We start from the raw sequence: 19972 nt of genomic DNA, 5'->3' as shown, positions 1-19972 counted from the left end.
CCGCGAACTTTCGGCTGCTGCGCGACCGCGCCATCGCATCGCAGGCTCAATGCGCGACCGCGGGCCGCCTCAACGCCCGCCCCGCCAATCGCTCGCCAGCAACCCCAGCAATTCGCTGTCGGTAACCTGATCGCCGACGAAGAAACTCTCCCGCTGCCGGCCCTCGGTCACGAACCCCAGGCGATGCAGCAGCGCGCGCGACGCCTGGTTGTCCGGATCGATGCCCGCATCGCAGCGATGCAGGCCGAGGTGGCAGAACGCCCAGTCCAGCGCCAGCGTCGTCGCCTCGCGCGCCACGCCGCGGCCCCAGTGGTCCGGGTGCAAGGCATATCCCAGTTCGGCGCGGCGGTGGGGCGGACTGAGGCGGAACAGCTTGCAACTGCCGATCGCCGTGTCGTTTTCATCGGCGATGATCCATTCCAGCGCGGTGCGCGCGGCGAATTCGTCGCGGCAGCGGGTCAGCAATTGCTCGGCCTCGGTGCGTTCGGTCAGCGGCGGCCGGCTCCAGTAGCGCATCACCCGCGGATCGCCGAACAGCGCGAAAAACGCCTCCGCATCCTCCTCGCGCGGGCCGCGCAGGCGCACCCGCGGGCCTTGCAGCAGCGGCCATCCGTCGAGTGCGGACAGCGTGGCGGCGATGGTCTGGCTGTTCTGAGACATGCGACGGCGGCCTCGGCGGTGGGCGCGCGCGATCGGCGCGCGTGCGGTTCGACGTGCGGCCAAGCTGTGCTAGCGTGGCCGGCAGTCCAGAGAGTCTGCCATGTCCTCCACTCCGCGTCGCACCAAGATCCTCGCCACCCTGGGCCCGGCCACCGATCCGCCGGGCGTGCTCGATGCCCTGCTCAACGCCGGCGTCGATGTGGTCCGTCTCAATTTTTCCCACGGCGATCCGGCCTCGCAGATCGCCCGCGCCAAAGCCGTGCGCGAAGCCGCGGCGCGGGTCGGCGTGGAGGTCGGCATCCTCGCCGATCTGCCCGGCCCGAAGATCCGCATCGAGCGCTTCGCCGAAGGCCGGGTGCTGCTCAAGGCCGGCGACCGTTTCGACCTGATCGCCAGCGCCACGCCGCCGCCGGGCAACCTGCGCGAAGTCGGAGTGAGCTATCTCGGCCTGCCCGGCGACGTCGCACCCGGCGACGTGCTGCTGCTCGACGACGGCCTGCTGCAACTGCGCGTGGGCGCGGTCGACGGCGAGCGCATCATCACCACCGTGCTCAACGACGGCGCATTGTCGGACCGCAAGGGCCTGAACAAGCTCGGCGGTGGTTTGTCGCTGGGCGCGCTGACCGAACGCGACAAGGAACTGATCCTGGTCGCGGCCGAACTCGGCGCGGATTTCATCGCGGTCTCGTTCTGCCGCAACGCCGCCGACATGAACGAGGCGCGCCGGATCGCCCGCGAAGCCGGCAGCGACGCCGCGCTGGTGTCGAAGATCGAGCGCGCCGAGGCCATCGAGAACCTGGCCGAGATCGTCGACGCCAGCGACGTGGTCATGGTCGCGCGCGGCGATCTGGGCGTGGAGATCGGCGACGCCGAGCTGCCGGGCCTGCAGAAGAAGATCATCCGCGAGTCGTTGGCGCGCAATCGCGTGGTCATCACCGCCACCCAGATGCTGCAGTCGATGGTCGACAATCCGATCCCGACCCGCGCCGAAGTGCTCGACGTGGCCAACGCGGTCATCGACGGCACCGATGCGGTCATGCTGTCGCAGGAATCGGCCGCCGGCCGCTATCCCGTCAAGTCGGTCGAGGCGATGTCGCGCATTTGCCTGGGCGCCGAGCGGCAGTTCAATCACGACACCGATTTCGAAGCCGCGCCGCGCAATCTCGAACGCGCCGACCAGGCGATCGCGATGGCGGCGATGTTCCTGTCCGAACACATCGGCGTGCGCGCGATCGTGGCGATGACCGAATCCGGCGGCACCGTGCGGTTCTTGTCGCGGTTCCGTTCCAATGCGCCGATCTACGCGTTCTCGCGCCACGGCGGCGCGCGCCGTCGCATGGCGCTGATGCGCGATGTCTACCCGATCGATTTCGACAGCCGCGGCATGGCCTCGCGCGATGCCGCGCGCAACGTGGTCAAGCAGTTGTTCGACTCTGGCCGTCTGGCCGGCGGCGAGCGGGTGATCTTCACCAGCGGCGACACCATGGAACAGCACGGCGCGACCAATACGCTGCGTCTGTTGGAGGTCTCCGACGACGGCGTCGCGCAGGGATTGGGCGAGTTGTAGGCCTCGCTTCGCCCGGCAAACGCACCGCCCGTGTCTCACCGCTGGCGGTGCGAATCGTCGACAGATGCATTCGCCGGCTGCTGCGCATCGCAGATCAGGATCGCCGCGATCCTCGAAGTCTCTGTGGGAGGAGCTTCAGCCCCGATGCTTTCGTTTCAGATAGCGGCGACCGGACCGAACAGCGTCGGGGCTGAAGCCCCTCCCACAGAGACTTCGAAGTCGACCACGGTCGTTCCGGTTCGAGGGTTACGCCCCCACGTAACCGCCGGTGAGCGCCGATTTCCACTGCCCGGATCCGCGCGTCCAGATTTGATACTCGACGCCTTCGTAGCGGCCGACTTGGAAGATCAGTTCCGGGACGCCGTCGCCGTCGATATCCAGGCGATCGAAGTAGTGGTGGCTTTCCACCACGTCGCCGCCGGTCTGCTGGATCAGCCGGCCTGCCGTCTTCAGGTCGCCCTTGCCGTCGCTTTCCAGAATCAACGCCACATCGACGGTGGTTTCCAGCGCGTTCTTGCTCTTGGGCGGCAAGTCCCAGATCAGGGTCGCCACGTGCAGCGTGCCGAGCTTGCCGGCATCGAATGCGGCGATCTGCACGCCGCCGCGGTCTTCGTCGCCGGGGCGCGCCTTGAGCGCTTTATCGATTTGCGCGCGCTCGATCTTCTCGGCTTGCAACACCGCGCGAAGTTCGCTCTCGATCGCCTTGCGCGCGGCCGGCGAAACCACGGCTTCGGCGCCGGCGGATTTCGCGTCGAGCGCGAAGTTGGCGGCCAGGCCGACGACCGTGTCGCTGCGCGCCGTCATCGAGGAATGGCGCACCGGCGCTTCCAGACCTATGCTGACGCTCTCTCCCGATTCCAGCACTTGCACCGCGCCATCGGCGCGGCCGCGGCGGTAGAAGTGCAAGCCGCGCCGTGGCGGGTAATAGCCGGCTTCAGCCTCCAGATCGGTCGCCCGATACGTTCCGCCGTCCTCCACCCGCGCCAGCGCGACGACCCGGCCGCGATCGACCGCGAACAGCAGCCTGGGTTCGCCGTTCAAGCGCTCGCCTTTGGGATAGAGCAATTGATCGCGCACTTGGCTCGCCCGACGCGCGCCTTCGGTGTCGCCGGCGGCCTGCAGCGTTTCGATCAAGGCCTGATGGCCGCGCGCCTGGTACGGCGCCAACGCCACCAGCCGTTCGGCCAGGGTCTTGCGCTGATCCGCGGCGGCGTGCGCGTAATCGGCGGCCAGCGATTCGACCGTCGGCGGCTTGGCCTGTAGCAGATCGGCGCGGATCCAGCCGACCGCCGGTGCGTTGCCGTCGGTATGCCCGCGGACCCAGCCGTCGAGCTCGCATTCCACCTTCACTTCGGTCGCGATCGGTACCCGGGTTACCAGACCGCCGTCGCTGCGCGGCACCGGCCGCATCAGTGCGGCGGTGACCGAAACGTAGCGGCTGCCGGTTTTGGGCGCGGCCTTGCACGAGGCGATCGCGGCCTGGTACTCGGCATCGGTGTCGGCGGCGTGGGCGAAGCCGGCAGCGGCGCTCAGCGCGAGCGCTGCTGCGAGCAGGCCGCGATGGCGCAGCAGGGCGGTAGGTGTCGGGTGGGCGCGGTGTCGCGGCATGGTCGCTGTCCTTTGCGGTGATTACCGATGCAAAGGCTAGAGTCTGGCGATGGCGCGCGCAATCGTGTTCGCGGGCGAGGCGCTACGCGCCGACATCCGATACAGTGCCGCACTGCATGCAAGACATCAGGGGGATGTCATGATCGGATGGGTGAAGCAGATTGGTCGCGCCGTGATGGTCGCGGCCGTGTTCGTCACGCCGTTGAACGCGCTGGCCGGGTTCGAACCCTCGCCGCTGCCGCCGCAAGCGCAACACAGCGAAGACGTGCCGGTGGAAATCGCCACCGTGGCGGTCGAGCAGAAACGCGTGCGCCGCTCGGGCATGGTCGCGTTGGGCAACGACTCGACGTTCTATATTCAAGTAGGCGGGGGATCGTTGCTCACCGGACTGCTGCTCGGCCCGGCCGGTGTGGCGATGAACATGCATAACGTCAAGAAGCGCACCGAGCGCGAAGCCGCGGGCGCCAGCGCCGGTCCGCCCGATGTGCGGGCCTTGCTGAGCGCGCCGATCGGCGCCTACAACGCCGCCGCCAAGGGCGCGGCGGTAGCCAAGATCACGCCTTATTTCGTCTACGTGCGGCCGAAGAAAAGCGATCAGGTCTATGGCCGGCTGTCGCTGGATATCGACTACGCCGGCTGGACCGGCCGTTACAGCTATCACTACGCGCCGGTGTCGTTCGAACAGTTTCAGGCCGGACGCAGCGAGGAGCAGACCCGCGCTTTCGTCGCCGAAACCGAGCAGGCGACCGCGCAGCTGCTGCGCCTGTTCAATGCCGAAGCGCGCCGCCAGACGGGGCCGGTCGAGTCGGCGTTGGTGTCGAGTTGGCCGTTGAATCCGGCGTTCGAGGCGCCGCTGCCGCTGGGATTGCGCGGGCAGTTCGAGGGTCGCCCGGTGTTGGTCGGGCAGGGCACGCCGGCCGATCACAAGGCGTTGTTGAGCCTGATGGTCGGCGCGCACCTGATGCCCGCCGACGAATTCGTGGTCGACAAGCGCAAGGGCGAAGTGCCGCAGCGCTGACAGCGGCGCCGCCGGAACCCGGTTCCGACGGTTGTGGCCGACGGTGTGGATTCGCCATGCCGGCGGGACGTGCCGGTGAGACGTGCAAGTGAGATCGGCGATGCCTATTCGATGTCGTAAAGCTTGGATTGCTTCAGCGCTTCGACGATCGCGCCGATGTTGCGCTCGTCCACCGGCACGCCGTCGGACATCAATTGCAGCGTCGTGGGCTTGCGATCCAATGCCTTGATGAACACGCTGCCATAACGCAGATTCCGCAGCAGCGTGAACATCTGGTACGCGCTGATCTGCTTGCCGCCGTTGGCCTGGGTGCCGGCTTCGACCACCGCGTTCCAGCCTACGATCATCGCTTCGGCCTCGCGCGCTATCGCCTTGTCGATGCTCGCGCCGACGATCGGGGTCGCGTCGAACGGGGTCGATGCCGCCTTGGCCGCAGCCAGCCCTTTTTCGATCTCGCGCTTGAGTTCGGCGTCGTCGTGTTCGACCTGCTTGCGCCGAGCCAGATGATGGCCGAAATGGGCGAGCACGAAGACGGTGTTGTCCGGCAGCAGGTCCTCGGCCTGGACCACGTCGCTGATGCGGTTGTCGCGCAATGCGTCCAGCAATCCGGAGGTCAGCACGATGCGACGGTCCTGGGTCGCGCCGGCGAACGTCTGATTGCGCAGCTTCGGCGCCTGATCGTCGGGCACGATATCGATGGCGGTCAGCTCGCCCGACGCGGCCAGCTGCGCGAGTTGCTTGCGTACCGAGGGAGCGGCGGCCAGCGCGGCGTCGATCTGCCGTTTCTGCTCGGCGCTGGCGTTCTTGCCGGTGCGTTCCACCACGGCGCTCAGCGCGTCGCCGGATGGCTCGGCGGCGAACGCGGTCAACGTGCAAAACCAGGTCAGGGCGAGCAAGGCGCCGATGCGCAGCGGGTCGGATTTCATCGTAAACCTCCATGTTGATCTTGAGCGATTCAGCCGCGAACCCCGTGTCCGTCAGCCCGAGCGATGCTGTGGCGCGCTTGAATGCCCTGTCAACCCGCATCGTCGGCGGCGTGGCGGCGTGGCGGCATGTCGGCGAGCCGTCGCCGCGGTGGCGGCGGATGCCCGATGCGGTCCGCCGGCCGAGATGCGCGGGCCGGCGGATGTAAACGGTTACCCGCGGACGTGCGTCAAATCTTGCGCAAGTGCCTGATTCGACAGGCCGCGCGAGAGGGCAAGGTTCACCAGCAGCCGCTATAATCGCGGGCTTCCCACCGCTGCCGCAGGATCTCCATGAGCATCGAACAGCTTGCCGAAACCGCCCAGGCCATGGTCGCCGCGGGCAAGGGCATCATCGCGATCGACGAGTCGACCGCCACCATCGCCAAGCGTTTCGCCGGCGTCGGTATCGACAACACCGAAGAGAATCGCCGCGCTTACCGCGAGCTGCTGCTGACCACGCCGAATCTGAGCCAGTACATCTCCGGCGCGATCCTGTACGACGAAACCCTGCGCCAGTCGACCAAGGCCGGCGTGCCGTTCGCCAAGCACATGGCCGAAAACGGCATCATCCCGGGCATCAAGGTCGACAAGGGCCCGCAGGCGCTGGCCGGCTTCCCGGGCGAGGTCGTTACCGAGGGCCTGGACGGCCTGCGCGCGCGCCTGGAGGAGTACTACAAGCTCGGCGCCCGCTTCGCCAAGTGGCGTGCGGTGATCAATATCGGCGACGACATTCCGTCGGGGACCTGCATCGAAGCCAACAACCACGCGCTGGCCCGTTACGCCGCGCTGTGCCAGGAACAGGGTCTGGTGCCGATGGTCGAGCCGGAAGTGATCATGGACGGCAGCCACGATATCGACACCTGCTTCGAAGTCACCGAAGTCACCCTGCGTTCGCTGTTCGGCGCGCTGTATGAGAACAGCGTGCTGCTCGAAGGCACGATCCTGAAGGCCTCGATGGTGGTTCCGGGCACGACTGCGGTCGAACAAGCCAGCGTCGACGACGTCGCCGCCGCGACCCTGCAGTGCCTGAAGTCGACCGTGCCGGCGACCCTGCCGGGCATCGTGTTCCTGTCCGGCGGCCAGTCCGACGAGGACGCCACCGCGCACCTCAATGCGATGAACCAGATGGGCCCGAACCCGTGGCCGCTGTCGTTCTCCTACGGCCGCGCCATGCAGTCGGCGGCGCTGAAGCTGTGGTCGCAGGACTTGGTCGGCAACTACGCCAAGGCTCAGCAGACCGTGTTCGAGCGCGCCAAGGCCAATGGCCTGGCCGCCCTGGGTCAGTGGCAGTCGGCGTAAGCCGCACGCTGTACCGGGTTTTCGAAAACGCCGGCCTCGCGCCGGCGTTTTTCGTTGGGCGAGCCGGCACTTCCGGCGGTGGTCGCGCTTGCGCAGAATCGGCCGGGGCGCGACCGCATCGGCGATCGGTCGGACGCCGCGAACCGAATACGCAGGCCTGAACCCTCACCCATCTCATCGCAGCGAACGGAGACGATATGGAAACCCAATGGCTGGCCTTCTCCATCGCGGCGCTGATGGTGACCGTGGCGCCGGGGCCGGATACGTTTCTGGTGATCGGCAACGCGCTCAGCGGCGGCGTGCGGCGCGGACTGGCGACGGTCGCCGGCATCCTCACCGGCGGGTTGTTCCATGTGTCCTTGTTCGCCTTCGGCGTGGCCCGGTTGCTGATGTATTCCGAGCACGCGTTCTGGACGGTGAAGATGCTCGGCGCGGCCTATCTGGTGTATCTGGGCGTGAAAGCCTTGCGCTCGGCCTGGCGCCCGCGCGCCGATGCTGACATCGACGGCGCGGCGTCGGCGCAGGTCTCGTTGTGGCGCGGCTATGCCCAGGGCGTGCTGACCAATACGCTCAATCCGAAGATCGCGATCTTCTATCTGGCCTTCCTGCCGCAGTTCCTCGCGCCGGGCGACGATATGGCGCGGCAGTCGGTGCTGATGATCGGCCTGCATTACGCGATGGGCACAGTCTGGCTGAGCTTGCTGGCGTTCGGCGCGGCGCGCATGGCCGGAGCGATGCGCAGCGCGCGGGTGGCGCGCACGCTCGACGGTATCGTCGGCGGCCTGATGCTGGGCTTCGGGGTGAAATTGGCGTGGTCTTCGCGCTGACGCGGGCTGTACGCGGGTGACCGACCCGGTCGGGGCGGTTAGTCTGCAGCGGCAGGTTGCCTGCCAGGAGTACATCGCGATGACGGACAACAAAGCGCCCTTCGTGCCGCCGCAGGTGGCGACGCTGCTGAAGTCCGATCGTAAGATCCAGGCGATCAAGCTGGTGCTCGACAGCAATCCGGGCCTGGATCTGCGCCAGGCGCGGGACGCGGTCGAGGCTTACGAGCGGCAATCGACGGCCTCGGGCTCGACGACGGCCGCGGCGAGTTCCGCGGCCGGGCCGGCGGCGAACGCCGGATTTCCCGAAGCCGCGCGGATCGCGATCCAGCGCGGCCAGACCATCGTCGCGATCAAGATTGTGCGCGAAGCCTACGGACTGGGCTTGCGCGAGGCGAAGGATCTGGTCGAGGCGTATATCGACCGCGGCGATGCCGCGTTGACCGGTCTGGCGCACGCCGGTCCGGATCGCGCGGCCGATCTGCCCGGCGAAGTGGTCGCGCTGATCCTCGGCGGCGAACGCACCCGCGCCGCGCAACTGCTGCAAAGCCAGCACGGCTTGTCCGCGCAGGAATCGCTGGCCCGCATCGCCGACTTCGAGGTGGGACGGAAGAAACGCAGCCGAATCAGTGACAGTGGCCGCACCGTCGGCCCGGGCGATCGCGAGAGCGGATGGTTGCTCGCGTTGGTGGCCGGCGTCGTGGTGTTGGCGTTGGTTTTGTATTTCGCTGGCGGCTGATCCGGGCGGCCGGTCCGCGTCGATGGCGGTTGCCGTGGATGGAGTCGTGAGCGTTGCGTCCTCACGCGCTGGCTTCGATCGTGTGCGCCCGCCTCGATATCGCACGGGCGGCGTGGTTGCGGATTCGCGGTCGCGGCTTGCGCCGCTCCTACAAGGGCATTGGAACGTCGTTGACTCTTTGTAGGAGCGGCGCAAGCCGCGACCGCGCCACCACGCCGGCGACGAAAACGCAGATTCGCGCTCGCGATCGCCCAAAGAAGCGGCACAACCAAACATCGCCGCGACCGATCCGCCGATTCGACCGAACGAATTCAACCCAGCGAATTCAACCCAGAGAGTTCAACCACTCCTCATCGCTGCCCTCGTTGACCTCTTCGAACAAGAAGGTGCTGAGGTAGCGCTCGCCGGTGTCGGGCAGCATCGCCAGAATCACCGATCCGGGTTCCGCCCCGGCCGCGATCTGCAGCGCCGCGGCCGCGGTCGCGCCGGCGGAAATGCCGACGAACAGGCCTTCTTCGGCGGCCAGCCGGCGCGCGGTGTCGCGGGCCAGCACGTCGTCGACCGGGACGATCGCATGCGCGGCGTCGCGGTTGAGCACCGCCGGCACGAAGTCCGGGGTCCAGCCCTGGATCTTGTGCGGCTGCCATTGATTGCCGGCCAGCAGCGAGGCTCCGGCCGGTTCGCAGGCGGTCATGCGCACTTCGGGGCGGGCCACGCGCAGCACCTCGCCGACGCCGGTGAGGGTGCCGCCGGTGCCCCAGCCGGTGACGAAATGATCGAGCCGGCGGCCGGCGAAGTCCTGCAGGATTTCCGCCGCGGTGGTGCTGCGGTGATAAGCCGGATTGGCCGGATTCTCGAACTGCCGGGCCAGGAACCAGCCGTGTTTCTGCGCCAGTTCGGCGGCCTTGCGCACCATGCCACTGCCGCGTTCGGCGGCGGGCGTGAGGATCACCTTGGCACCGTAAGCGCGCATCAGCTTGCGGCGCTCGATCGAGAAGGTCTCGCTCATGGTCGCCACGAATTTGTAGCCGCGCGCCGCGCAGACCATCGCCAGGGCCACCCCGGTATTGCCCGAGGTCGCCTCGACCACGGTATCGCCGGGCTTGAGCAGGCCGCGCTGTTCGGCGTCGAGAATGATCGCCAGCGCCAGCCGGTCCTTGACCGAGCCGCCGGGGTTGAAGGCTTCGACCTTGGCGTAGAGGGTCACGTGCTCCGGCGTCAGACGATGCAGGCGCACGATCGGGGTACGGCCGATGGTGTCGAGAATGCTGTCGTGGATCATGAGGCGGACTCCTGGGGGAAGCGCCGAGTATGAACCTCGGGCCCGGCGGCGGCCGTGTCGCGCCGCTTACTGCGTTGCATCATCCGTGGCCGCGGCGACGTCCGCAGGCCCGGCCGGTGCGCGCGACGGCCGATGGCGGCGGGCCGTCCATACGCCGCCGTCCCGGCTTTGCGGATACGGTGGTCAACCAATGGCCCACGCAAGCGTTAATGATCGACCGCTAGAATCGTGCCGGGTCGGAGCAGCGCCGCTGGAGCCGTTTGACTCCTTCGCCGCGCGGCCTGCGTCCGCTGCGCGTCCCGAAGGCCGTGCCCGCTTCATCGCCCGCCCGAATCGCGCCAACGCCCTCGCCGGGCCCCGCCAAGAGAACCGCATGCGACCACGTTCCGGACTTCGCTCCTGCTGCATCCTCGTCTTCGCCATCGCTGTGGCCGCTTGCGGCAAAGGCGGCAAGACGCAGGGCGGGCCCGCGGGCCCGGGCGGGCAGGGCGATCGCCCGATCCCGGTCACCGCCGAACGCGTGCACCTGCGGCCCTGGAACGACACCGTGCAGGCGCTGGGCAACGTCAAGGCGCGCGAATCGATCACGGTCACCGCCAAGGTCAGCGAGATCGTACAGAGCGTGCATTTCGACAGCGGCGATCATGTCGCCGCGGGTGCATCGCTGGTCACCCTCAGCGGCAAGGCGCAGCAGGCCGCGTTGGTCCAGGCCGAGGCGACCGCCAAGGAAGCCGATCAATTGCTCAAGCGGCAGACCGAACTGGCCGCGCAACAGCTGATCGCGCGTTCCGCGCTCGACACTCAGCGCGCCACCCGCGATGCCACCCGCGCCCGCGTGGAGCAGATGAAGGCCGACATCGGCGATCGCGAGGTGCGCGCACCGTTCGCCGGCGTGCTCGGCATCCGCCAGGTCAGCCCCGGTTCGTTGATCACCCCGGGCACGCCGATCGCCACGCTCGACGACACCGAGCGGGTCTATATCGACTTCCCGGTGCCCGAGACGCTGCTGGCGCGCGTGGGCAAGGGCCAGAGCGTGAGCGGCACCAGCGCGGCCTATCCGGGCCGGCGCTTCGAGGGCGAGGTCAGCACGGTCGATGCGCGCATCGATCCGGCCACGCGCGCGGTGACCGTGCGCGGCGATTTCCCCAATCCCGATCGCTTGCTGCGTCCGGGCATGCTGGTCCAGATGACCTTGCTGCAGCCCGAGCGCCAGGCGCTGCTGGTGCCGGAGATATCGGTGGTCCAGGTCGGCACCGACTCCTATGTGTTCCGGCTCAAGCCGGACAACACCGTGGAGCGCTCCGACGTGAAGGTCGGCACCCGCCGCGAAGGTCTGGCCGAGATCGTCGAAGGCCTGAAGGTCGGCGAACAGATCGTGATCGACGGCACCGGCAAGCTGCGGGTCGGCAGTAAGGTTCAGGTGTCGGCGGCGGCATCCCCGGCGGTTCCCGCGCAGACGCGCGAGGCCGAATCCGAGGCGCCGGCGCCGGCGGTCGTTCCCGGCTCCGCTGCGGCCCCGGGCAAGGACGGCCGCAATGGCTGAGTCCCGGCGCTTGCTGCAGCGGTTGCGCTCGCTCGTTTCGTCGGTGACGCAACGAGCGCTCAGCGGTTCGAGCGATGGCGAACCCTCATCCCGTCATTCCCGCGAAGGCGGGAATCCAGGGTCTTTCGTGCGAGAACGTTTGAAGTCTCTGGATTCCCGCCTTCGCGGGAATGACGAGCAAAAGCGGTCCCGCGCTACCGACGGCGTGGACAAAACCCCGGTCTACATCGCCGCCAAGCGCCGCGATGGACAAGGTGGCGGTCGATGAATATTTCCGATCTGTCGATCCGCCGTCCGGTGTTCGCCACCGTGATGAGCCTGCTGCTGATCACCTTGGGCGTGATGGCGTTCTCGCGCCTGACCCTGCGCGAACTGCCGGCGATCGATCCGCCGATCGTCTCGGTCGATGTGACCTATCCCGGCGCCTCGGCCTCGGTGGTGGAAACCCGCATCACCCAGGTGCTGGAAGATGCGCTGGCCGGCATCGAGGGCATCGAGACCATCGAATCGCGCAGCGTCAACGGCCGCGCGTCGATCAGCATCGAGTTCACCCTGCAGCGCGAGATCGAAGCCGCCGCCAACGACGTGCGCGACGCGGTCAGCCGCGTGTCCAACCGCATGCCGGAAGAGGCCGATCCGCCGCAGATCGAAAAAGTCGAAAGCGACGCCGACCCCATCTTGTGGCTCAACATGAGCTCCAAGCAGATGGACACGCTGCAGTTGTCCGACTACGCCGAGCGTTACGTGGTCGACCGTTTGTCCTCGGTCGACGGCGTAGCCCAGGTGCGCATCGGCGGCCAGCAGCGTTACGCGATGCGGATCTGGTTGAACCAGGACGAACTGGCCGCGCGCGACATCACCGTCAACGAGATCGAGGCCGCGCTGCGCGCGGAAAACGTCGAACTGCCGGCCGGCCGTATCGAGTCCGCCTCGCGCGATTTCACCCTGCGCGTGGCGCGCAGTTACCAGAAGCCGGCGGACTTCGCCCAGATTCCGCTGAAAAAGGGCGCCGACGGCTACGTGGTGCGCCTGGGCGACGTGGCCAAGATCGAGCTGCAATCGGCCGAACGCCGCGCGTACTACCGCAGCAACGGCGAGCCCAACATCGGCCTGGGCATCGTCAAGACCTCCACCGCCAACAGCCTGGACGTGGCCCGCGCGGTGCGGGCGGAAGCCGACAAGATCCGCCCCGGCCTGCCGCAAGGCACGGACATCTTCGTCGCCTTCGACACCACCGTGTTCATCGAATCGGCGGTGGAGCGCGTCTACCACACCTTGTTCGAAGCGATGGTGCTGGTGCTGATCGTGATCTGGCTGTTCCTGGGCAGCTTCCGCGCCGCGCTGATTCCGGCGGTGACCGTGCCGGTGTGCCTGATCGCCGCGTTCATTCCGCTGTACGCGTTCGGCTTCTCGATCAATCTGTTGACCTTGCTGGCGCTGGTGCTGTGCATCGGCCTGGTGGTGGACGATGCGATCGTGGTGCTGGAGAACATCCAGCGCCGCGCCGATCTGGGCGAACCCAAGCTGGTTGCGGCCGCGCGCGGCACCAAGCAGGTCGCCTTCGCGGTGATCGCCACGACCGCGGTGCTGGTGGCGGTGTTCCTGCCGGTCGGTTTCATGGAAGGCAATACCGGGCGTTTGTTCCGCGAGTTGTCGGTGGCCTTGGCCGGCGCGGTGGCGCTGTCGGCGTTCGTCGCGCTCACGCTGACGCCGATGATGTCGTCCAAGTTCGTGCGTCCGCACAGCGAGGAGAAATCCAACTTCGTCAATCGCTGGGTCAATGCGCGTCTGGACGGGGTCAGCCGGCGTTACAAGGGACTGCTCGATCACACCGTCGAACGGCCGTGGCTGTTCGGCATCTTGATGCTGATCGCGCTGGCGATGAGCTTCGTGCTGTTCAAGTTCGTGCCCTCCGAACTGGCGCCGCAGGAAGACCGCGGCTCGTTCCAGATCTCGATCCTCGGCCCGGAAGGCGCCGGTTACGACTACACGGTCAAGCAAGTGCAGCAGGTCGAGAAGATCGTCGCCTCGCATACCGGCCCCAACGAGACCATCCAGCGCTACAACCCGCGCGTGCCAGGCGGTTTCGGCGTCAGCGAGGAAATGCATACCGGCCGCATCGCGGTGTTCCTGCAGGACTGGGACAAGCGCGAGCAGAGCACCGCGCAAGTCGCCGAAGGGTTGCGCGCCGAACTGGGCGGGCTGACCGGCGTGCGCGCCTTGCCGCAGGTCGGCGGCGGTCTGGTGCGTACCCGCGGTCAGCCGATCCAGATCGTGCTGGGCGGCCCGGAATACGCCGAACTGGCGCAGTGGCGCGACCGCCTGTTGGCGCGCATCGAGCAGAACAAGGGCCTGTTCTCGGCCGATTCGGATTACAAGGAAACCCGGCCGCAGATGCGGGTGGAGATCGACCGCCAGCGCGCCGCCGATCTGGGCGTGAGCGTCACCGACATCGGCCATGCGCTGGAAACCATGATGGGTTCGCGCCGGGTCACCACCTTCGTGCAGAACGGCGAGGAGTACGACGTGATCGTGCAGGCCGATCGCGATCTGCGCGCATCGCCGGCCGATCTGTCGGCGATCCAGGTGCGCGCGCGCGACGGCGGCCTGGTGCCGCTGTCGAATCTGGTCACGCTCAACGAGCTGGCCGAGGCCGGCAGCCTGAACCGCTTCAACCGTCTGCGCGCGATCACCATCAGCGCCGGCCTCGCGCCCGGTTACACCATGGGCGAGGCGATCACCTGGTTGAATCAGGCGGTGGCCGAAGAACTGCCCGATCAGGCGCAGATCGACTGGAAGGGCGAGTCGCGCGAGTACCAGAAGGCCGGCGGCGCGGTGTTGATGACCTTCACCCTGGCCTTGCTGGTGGTGTATCTGGTGCTGGCTGCGCAGTTCGAGAGCTTCATCCACCCGTTCGTGATCATGTTGACCGTGCCCTTGGGCGTGCTCGGCGCGTTGATCGGCCTGTGGATGACCGGCGGCACGCTGAATTTGTTCAGTCAGATCGGCATCGTCATGTTGGTGGGACTGGCGGCGAAGAACGGGATTCTGATCGTCGAGTTCGCCAATCAGTTGCGCGATGAAGGGCGCAGCATCCATCAGGCGATCGTCGAATCCTCGGCGGTGCGCTTGCGGCCGATCCTGATGACCTCGATCGCCACCGTGGTCGGCGCGGTGCCGTTGGTGCTGGCCGGCGGCCCGGGTTCGGCCAGCCGCGCGACCATCGGCATCGTGGTGATCTTCGGCGTTTCGTTCTCGACCTTGCTCTCGCTGTTCATCGTGCCGGCGTTCTACGTGCTGCTGGCGCGCTTCACCAAATCGCCCGAAGCGGTCGCGCACGAACTGGACAAGCTGGAGAAGGAAACTCCGCAGGCGGGCGGTCACGCCTGATCGATGGCGCGGGCCCTCACCCCGGCCCTCTCCCGCAAGCGGGAGAGGGAGAAAGCCAGCGTGGTGTGGCCTACGAGGTCTTTTGTGGGAGGGGCTTCAGCCCCGACGCCGTCCGGGCAGGTCAGGCCGATTCGACGACCCCGCCGCATTCGTACTCGCGCATCCGCGCCAGAATCCGTAACGCCTCGGCTTTGCCGGCAAGGTCCGGCGGCCACTGCAGGCTCAGTGAGCCGCCGAATTCCAATTGATCGAGCCCGGCGGCGTTGAACAGGACTTCGACGGAGTTCTCGCCGGCCACGATGCGCTCGGCGCCGCCGTAGCCGCCCCGGCTCTGGTCGTCGCGCTCCAGGTAGATGCGGTCCATGGCGCCGGCGCGGTCCTGCGGTCCGACCTGGCAAGCGCAGACGATATGCAGCACGTCGAGGTCGTTTTCTTCCGAGACGAAACCCAGGGTGACCCACAGGTACTCGTCCTCCTCCTCGCCGCAATGGACTTCTTCGATCCGATAGGTCTTCATGTGCTCCCTTGCGCCGGCAGCGTCCCGGCCCCGACATTTGCAGGCCGGCGGCCGCGTAATTAGGCTAATCCTATGGATCTTCCCCTGTCAGCCGCCAGCCCGCCGCCGCGGGGCGATGGTTTCGTGCTGCGCCCGTGGCGTCCGAGCGACCTCGACAGCCTGCTCGCGCACGCCGACGACGAGCAAGTTTCGCGCGGACTCAGCGATCGCTTTCCCTCTCCGTACACGCGCGCCGACGGCGAAGCCTTCCTGTCGGGGCAGGTGATCGATCCGGCCGCCGCGTTGTTCGCCATCGAGATCGACGGCCGCGCCTGCGGCGGCATCAGCGCGCAGCCGGGTCGGGATGAGCGCGTGCATTCGGCCGAGCTGGGTTACTGGCTCGGGCGTTCGCGCTGGGGCAGCGGCCTGATGACCCAGGTGGTCGCCGCGTTCGTGCCCTGGGCGATGCGCGAGATGTCGTTGTATCGATTGTTCGCGACGGTCTACGACCATAACCCGGCCTCGGCGCGGGTGTTGTCGAAGAATGGTTTCATCGAAGAAGGCGTGCAGCGCTGCGCGGTGGTCAAGCGCGGTCAGGTGCACGATTTGCGGGTGTTCGCGAGAGTGAGAAGGAGTCTGAACGATGCGACATGACGATCCGCCGCGCGGTCCGCGCAAGCCGTACAGCGGGCAGGGACCGGCCTCCGGCACCGGCCAAGGCGCGGGACAGGGCGCAGGGCGAGGCGCAGGGCAGGGCGCGGGGCAAGGCGCGGGGCAGGGGCCATGGCGCAGCGGTCCGCGCCGCGACGACGAGCGTCCCGCGCGGCAAGGGGCATCGCCGCGTCCGGGCGGCCCGCCGCCGCAGGGCGGACGCGGTCCCGGCGAGCGTCGCGACGATCCGCACAACGTGCCCGGCGAAGGCCGCGGCCCGTATCGCGGCGGCGAATCGCGCCCACGCGAGGGTGTGCGCGAAGAACCGCCCTCGCCGTATCCCAGCGGTCATTCGCACCCGCATTCGCGATCGGAACGGCGCGAGCAGCGTCATCGTCACGGCGACGACGCGCGCGATCTGCGTGAACGCGAGCGCGGCGAACGTCCGGTGCGCGCGCACCGCGAACGCGACGACGAACTGGCGGGCGGCTTCGATCAGGCCGGCTTAGGTCAGGCCGGCGTAGGTCAGGCAGGTTTCGACGACGCGGGCTTCGACGCACCGTCGCCGCAGCGCGCGCGCCGCGACGCGGAGGTGCGCCTGTACGGCATCAACGCGATCCGCGCGGTGTTCGCGCGCCGCCCCGAGGCGATTCGCAAGCTGTACCTGGATGCGCCGCGCATTCCGCAACTGCAGCCGATGTTGGCCTGGTGCGTGGCCAATCGGGTCGGCTATCGCGTGGTCGAGCCGCAGGATCTGGACAAGCTCGCCGCCAGCGGCCATCACGAAGGCGTGGTCGCCGATGTGCTGCGCGAAGAACCTGTGTCGTTGTCGGAATGGCTGCGCGATCTGGCGCCGGGCCCGCAACTGGCGATCTGGCTCGACGGCGTCGGCAATCCGCACAACCTCGGCGCGATCCTGCGTTCATCGGCGCATTTCGGCGTAAGCGCGGTGCTGCTGACCAAGGATTCCAACCTGGCCTTGTCCGGCGCCGCCGCGCGCGTGGCCGAGGGCGGCGCCGAGGCCGTGCCGATGGTGCGCATGGGCCGCACCGACAACGCCCTGGCGCAGTTGCGCGGCTCCGGCTTCACCCTCGCGGCGACCGTCGTCGGCGGCGGCGAGGACGTGTTCGCCGCGACCCTGCCGCAGCGCTTGATCTACGTGCTCGGCGCAGAAGGCGCGGGGATGGACCGTGATCTGGCCGCGGCCTGCGATCTGCGCCTGTCGATTCCCGGTAGCGGCAAGGTCGAAAGCCTCAACGTCGCCGCGGCGACCGCGGTGTTGCTGGCGGCCTGGCGCGCGCGACGCTGAGGCGCGGGTTGTTTCAGACCAGGCGCTTGATCGCCGGCAACAGCTCGTGTCGTCGGGCATGGGAGCTTCCGGCCAGCGACGCGGCAGGTTGCCCAGTCCGTCCACGGAATAACGCAATCGGCGGCCAAAACAGGGCGAGGTTCGGTTCATTGGCGAGGGGACTTGTGCAACGCCCGGCCGGGCCGGATGCGCGAGGTTTTTTGTGGGAGGGGCTTGAGCCCCGACGCTGTTCCTTCAGTTGGCAGCGACCGGTCCGAAAAGCGTCGGGGCTGAAGCCCCTCCGACAAAAGTCGATGGCCTTGCGCTGTGGCTTGCCTGTCCGATCGATCAAGCAGTCGGCGGCCGAGGTGCGGCGCGGCGTCGTGTCTTGCGCGAGGTGGTGAACGAGCTTGGCCGACTGCCTGACCGGACCGGATGCGCGAGGTCTTTTGTGGGAGGGGCTTGAGCCCCGACGCTGTTCCTTCAGTTGGCAGCGATCGGTCCGAAAAGGGTCGGGGCTGAAGCCCCTCCCACAAAAGTCGATGGCCTTGCGCTGTGGCTTGTCCGTCCGATCGATCAAGGAGTCGGCGGCCGAGGTGCGGCGCGGCCTCGTGTCTTGCGCGAGGCGATGAGCGAGCGAGGCCGACTGCCTGGCCGGACCGGATATGCGAGGTTTTTTGTGGGAGGGGCTTGAGCCCCGACGCTTTGCGTTCCGCTCGCAGCGATCCGTTCGAAAAATATCGCGACTCAAGCCCCCACAAGAGCGCCGCGCTCGGCGCACGAACGAAAAACGGATCGGGAGTGGCTCCCGATCCGTTCGGCTCGACGCTTACGCTCCGATCCGGCCATCCCGCGCCGGATCGCGCCGGCCTCACTCCTCCGGCGGCGTGACCTGCTTGGGCGCGCTGCCGAAATCGCCGTCGGCCGACGCGGCCAGATAGGCGAACACCGCGTAGGCGGCGACGTTCTGCGCGAGCGCCTTGGGATCGATCTTGTCGAGCGTGTCGTCGGGCGTGTGGTGGTAATCGAAGTAGTCGGTACCGTCCTGGGCCAGGCGCGCCCAGGCCAGACCGCCGGCGGCGAACGGCGAAATGTCCGGGCCTGGGCCGCCCTTGCCGGGCGTGTGTTCGATGCCCAGCGGCGCCAATGCCTGCGCGATCTGCTGATCGGCGGTCTTGGCGTAGTCGGGCGCGGAACTGGAATAGGCGTAGATGCGGCCCGCGCCGAAATCGCTCTCGGCGCCGATCTGATGCTTGCGCACATCGGCCGCGTGCTTGGCCGCGTACGCCCTGCCGCCGTACAGCCCCTGTTCTTCGTTGGCGAAAGCGATCACCCGGATCGTGCGCGCCGGACGCAGTTTGGTCTGCCCGATCAGCTTGGCCGCGGCCATGGTCAGGCCGACGCCGGCGCCGTCGTCGATCGCGCCGGTGCCCAGATCCCAGGAATCCAGATGGCCGCCGATGACGACCACTTCATCGGGCTTGCTCTTGCCGCGGATTTCGCCGATCACGTTGTGCGAGCTCGCTTGGCCGTCCCAGCCGCAATCCAGCGCCAGCCGCACGCGCACCGGCGCGCCGCCGTTGGCGGTGGCGGCGACCAGGCGCGCGAGCTGCGCGGCATCGGGCGCCGCCAGCGCCGCCGACGGCACCGGCTTGAGGCCGTCGTCGAAGCGGGTGATGCCGGTGTGCGGCATGCGGTGCGAGTCGGTGCCGGCCGAGCGCATCAGGAATGCGACCGCGCCGGCGCGGATCGCCGCCGACGGACCGCGGCTGCGCACGCGGCCGCCCGGGCCGTAACCGGCGCCGTCCTTCGCCCGCGGCATGGCGAAATCGACGAAGGCGATCTTGCCGGCCAGCGAACCGGCCGGCGCGGCTTCCAGCGCAGCCAGATCGGCGAAGCGCACGACCTCGCCCTCGACCGTGCCGCCCGGGCTGCCGCCGAGTGCGGTCAGCGTCAACGGCTGCGCGTGCGCGCCGAGCACCTGGGCGTGTTCGCTGCGGCGTTCCCACTTGGGAAAGCTGACCGGTTCCAGCCAGACCTTGTCGAAGCCCAGGCTGCGGAATTTCGCTTCCGCCCAGGCCACCGCGCGCGCGTCGGCCTCGCTGCCGGCCAGGCGCGGGCCGACTTCGGTGGTCAGCGATTCGGTGATCTTGTAGCCCAGGTCGCTGGCCAGCGCGCGTTCGCGCAGCTCGGCGGCGGCCTGGATCGCCGCATCGGGGATGCGGGTTTCGCGCGTGGCGGCCGAGGCCGGTCCGGCCAGGATCGAACCGACCAAGCTCGAGCCGGTGAACAATACGGCAGCCATCGCTGCCCCTAACCGTGCGCGCATTCCCCATCTCCTCAAGCGAGCCTGCCGCGCGGGAGGTCGGCGGCGAAGGCGAGGCAGCGAGCTTAGCAACCCGCAACCGGGCTGCTACCTGAGAAAAGTCATACCGGCCTTGCGTGTTTTTTGTTGCTGGCTATCGCGGGGCTTGAGGCGGCGACTTTGCTGTTCCGGTGGTTTGGTGCTCCCTGTAGGAGCGGCGCAAGCCGCGACCGCGACATCGCGTATACGACATAAGCCGGATGCCGCGGTCGCGGCTTGCGCCGCTCCTACAAGGAAGACGCTGCAACGATCGCTTCAACTGGCGGCTTCAAAAAGG

17 protein-coding genes and 2 pseudogenes are annotated in these 19972 nt (G+C 68.0%); 12 read left to right on the top strand and 7 right to left on the bottom strand.

The window, feature by feature from the left end:
- Nucleotides 1–69: 69 nt before the first annotated feature.
- The gene (locus ACTOWJ_RS19295) at nt 70–660 is read right to left on the bottom strand and encodes a GNAT family N-acetyltransferase (protein ID WP_441336240.1); all 591 of its coding nucleotides are present in this window, start codon (nt 658–660) and stop codon (nt 70–72) included.
- 100 nt (nt 661–760) lie between these two features.
- Here ACTOWJ_RS19295 and pyk point away from each other — a divergent pair, with 100 nt between their 5' ends.
- Together pyk and ACTOWJ_RS19285 are read left to right on the top strand one after the other, a co-directional pair.
- Nucleotides 761–2227: a pyruvate kinase gene (gene pyk / locus ACTOWJ_RS19290; protein ID WP_441336239.1), complete on the top strand. Its 1467-nt coding sequence runs from the start codon at nt 761–763 to the stop codon at nt 2225–2227.
- Nucleotides 2228–2257: 30 nt separating this feature from the next.
- Nucleotides 2258–2431: pseudogene (locus tag ACTOWJ_RS19285) on the top strand (DUF6053 domain-containing protein); the annotation flags it as partial.
- Between the two features lie 42 nt (nt 2432–2473).
- Here the strand turns inward: ACTOWJ_RS19285 and ACTOWJ_RS19280 are convergent.
- Nucleotides 2474–3835, bottom strand: a complete 1362-nt coding sequence (locus tag ACTOWJ_RS19280) for a hypothetical protein (RefSeq protein ID WP_441336238.1) — start codon at nt 3833–3835, stop codon at nt 2474–2476.
- Nucleotides 3836–3986: 151 nt separating this feature from the next.
- Between ACTOWJ_RS19280 and ACTOWJ_RS19275 the strand changes: the two genes are divergently transcribed.
- Nucleotides 3987–4853 (top strand): hypothetical protein, encoded by an 867-nt coding sequence (locus tag ACTOWJ_RS19275; protein ID WP_441336237.1) that lies wholly within the window; start codon nt 3987–3989, stop codon nt 4851–4853.
- A 104-nt stretch (nt 4854–4957) separates the two neighbouring features.
- Here the strand turns inward: ACTOWJ_RS19275 and ACTOWJ_RS19270 are convergent, their stop codons facing one another.
- Nucleotides 4958–5779 carry a hypothetical protein gene (locus ACTOWJ_RS19270; RefSeq protein WP_441336236.1) on the bottom strand — a complete coding sequence of 274 codons (822 nt, stop codon included), beginning with the start codon at nt 5777–5779 and terminating at the stop codon, nt 4958–4960.
- A 330-nt stretch (nt 5780–6109) separates the two neighbouring features.
- Here ACTOWJ_RS19270 and ACTOWJ_RS19265 point away from each other — a divergent pair, with 330 nt between their 5' ends.
- The 3 genes from ACTOWJ_RS19265 to ACTOWJ_RS19255 all read left to right on the top strand — a co-directional run bounded on the left by ACTOWJ_RS19265 (nt 6110) and on the right by ACTOWJ_RS19255 (nt 8680).
- Nucleotides 6110–7117 (top strand): class I fructose-bisphosphate aldolase, encoded by a 1008-nt coding sequence (locus ACTOWJ_RS19265; RefSeq protein WP_441336235.1) that lies wholly within the window; start codon nt 6110–6112, stop codon nt 7115–7117.
- A gap of 197 nt (nt 7118–7314) precedes the next feature.
- Entirely contained in the window at nt 7315–7944 is a 630-nt protein-coding gene (locus ACTOWJ_RS19260; protein WP_441336234.1) for a LysE family translocator, read from the top strand.
- Between the two features lie 79 nt (nt 7945–8023).
- Nucleotides 8024–8680, top strand: coding sequence for a ribosomal protein L7/L12 (locus ACTOWJ_RS19255; RefSeq protein ID WP_441336233.1), 657 nt, complete (start codon nt 8024–8026; stop codon nt 8678–8680).
- Nucleotides 8681–9005: 325 nt separating this feature from the next.
- Here the strand turns inward: ACTOWJ_RS19255 and cysK are convergent, their stop codons facing one another.
- On the bottom strand, nt 9006–9962 hold the full coding sequence (cysK, locus tag ACTOWJ_RS19250; RefSeq protein WP_441336232.1) for a cysteine synthase A: 957 nt from the start codon (nt 9960–9962) through the stop codon (nt 9006–9008).
- A 373-nt stretch (nt 9963–10335) separates the two neighbouring features.
- On the opposite strand from cysK, the gene ACTOWJ_RS19245 reads away from it, so the two are divergent.
- Together ACTOWJ_RS19245 and ACTOWJ_RS19240 are read left to right on the top strand one after the other, a co-directional pair.
- Nucleotides 10336–11505 (top strand): efflux RND transporter periplasmic adaptor subunit, encoded by a 1170-nt coding sequence (locus ACTOWJ_RS19245; protein ID WP_441336231.1) that lies wholly within the window; start codon nt 10336–10338, stop codon nt 11503–11505.
- 264 nt (nt 11506–11769) lie between these two features.
- Complete coding sequence (locus ACTOWJ_RS19240) at nt 11770–14895, top strand: efflux RND transporter permease subunit (protein WP_441336230.1); 3126 nt, start codon at nt 11770–11772, stop codon at nt 14893–14895.
- Between the two features lie 121 nt (nt 14896–15016).
- Here the strand turns inward: ACTOWJ_RS19240 and ACTOWJ_RS19235 are convergent, their stop codons facing one another.
- Entirely contained in the window at nt 15017–15412 is a 396-nt protein-coding gene (locus ACTOWJ_RS19235; protein ID WP_441336229.1) for a hypothetical protein, read from the bottom strand.
- 72 nt (nt 15413–15484) lie between these two features.
- Here ACTOWJ_RS19235 and ACTOWJ_RS19230 point away from each other — a divergent pair, with 72 nt between their 5' ends.
- The 4 genes and pseudogenes from ACTOWJ_RS19230 to ACTOWJ_RS19215 form a co-directional block, all read left to right on the top strand.
- Complete coding sequence (locus tag ACTOWJ_RS19230) at nt 15485–16045, top strand: GNAT family N-acetyltransferase (RefSeq protein ID WP_441336228.1); 561 nt, start codon at nt 15485–15487, stop codon at nt 16043–16045.
- A 415-nt stretch (nt 16046–16460) separates the two neighbouring features.
- On the top strand, nt 16461–17351 hold the full coding sequence (locus ACTOWJ_RS19225) for a TrmH family RNA methyltransferase (protein WP_441336336.1): 891 nt from the start codon (nt 16461–16463) through the stop codon (nt 17349–17351).
- Nucleotides 17352–17577: 226 nt separating this feature from the next.
- Nucleotides 17578–17796, top strand: coding sequence for a DUF6053 domain-containing protein (locus ACTOWJ_RS19220; RefSeq protein WP_441336335.1), 219 nt, complete (start codon nt 17578–17580; stop codon nt 17794–17796).
- A 9-nt stretch (nt 17797–17805) separates the two neighbouring features.
- Nucleotides 17806–17859, top strand: a pseudogene (locus tag ACTOWJ_RS19215) (hypothetical protein); the annotation flags it as partial.
- 47 nt (nt 17860–17906) lie between these two features.
- On the opposite strand, the gene ACTOWJ_RS19210 reads toward ACTOWJ_RS19215, so the two are convergent.
- Nucleotides 17907–18071, bottom strand: a complete 165-nt coding sequence (locus ACTOWJ_RS19210; protein ID WP_441336334.1) for a DUF6053 domain-containing protein — start codon at nt 18069–18071, stop codon at nt 17907–17909.
- A gap of 130 nt (nt 18072–18201) precedes the next feature.
- Nucleotides 18202–19635, bottom strand: coding sequence for a M28 family peptidase (locus tag ACTOWJ_RS19205; RefSeq protein ID WP_441336227.1), 1434 nt, complete (start codon nt 19633–19635; stop codon nt 18202–18204).
- Between the last annotated feature and the right edge of the window lie 337 nt (nt 19636–19972).

Origin of the sequence: Lysobacter sp. CA199 (genome assembly GCF_052078715.1) — a bacterium.
In the GTDB taxonomy this organism is placed as follows: domain Bacteria; phylum Pseudomonadota; class Gammaproteobacteria; order Xanthomonadales; family Xanthomonadaceae; genus Lysobacter.
Note: the sequence above shows the minus strand (reverse complement) of the source record. Positions and strands in the feature narration are given on the sequence as shown.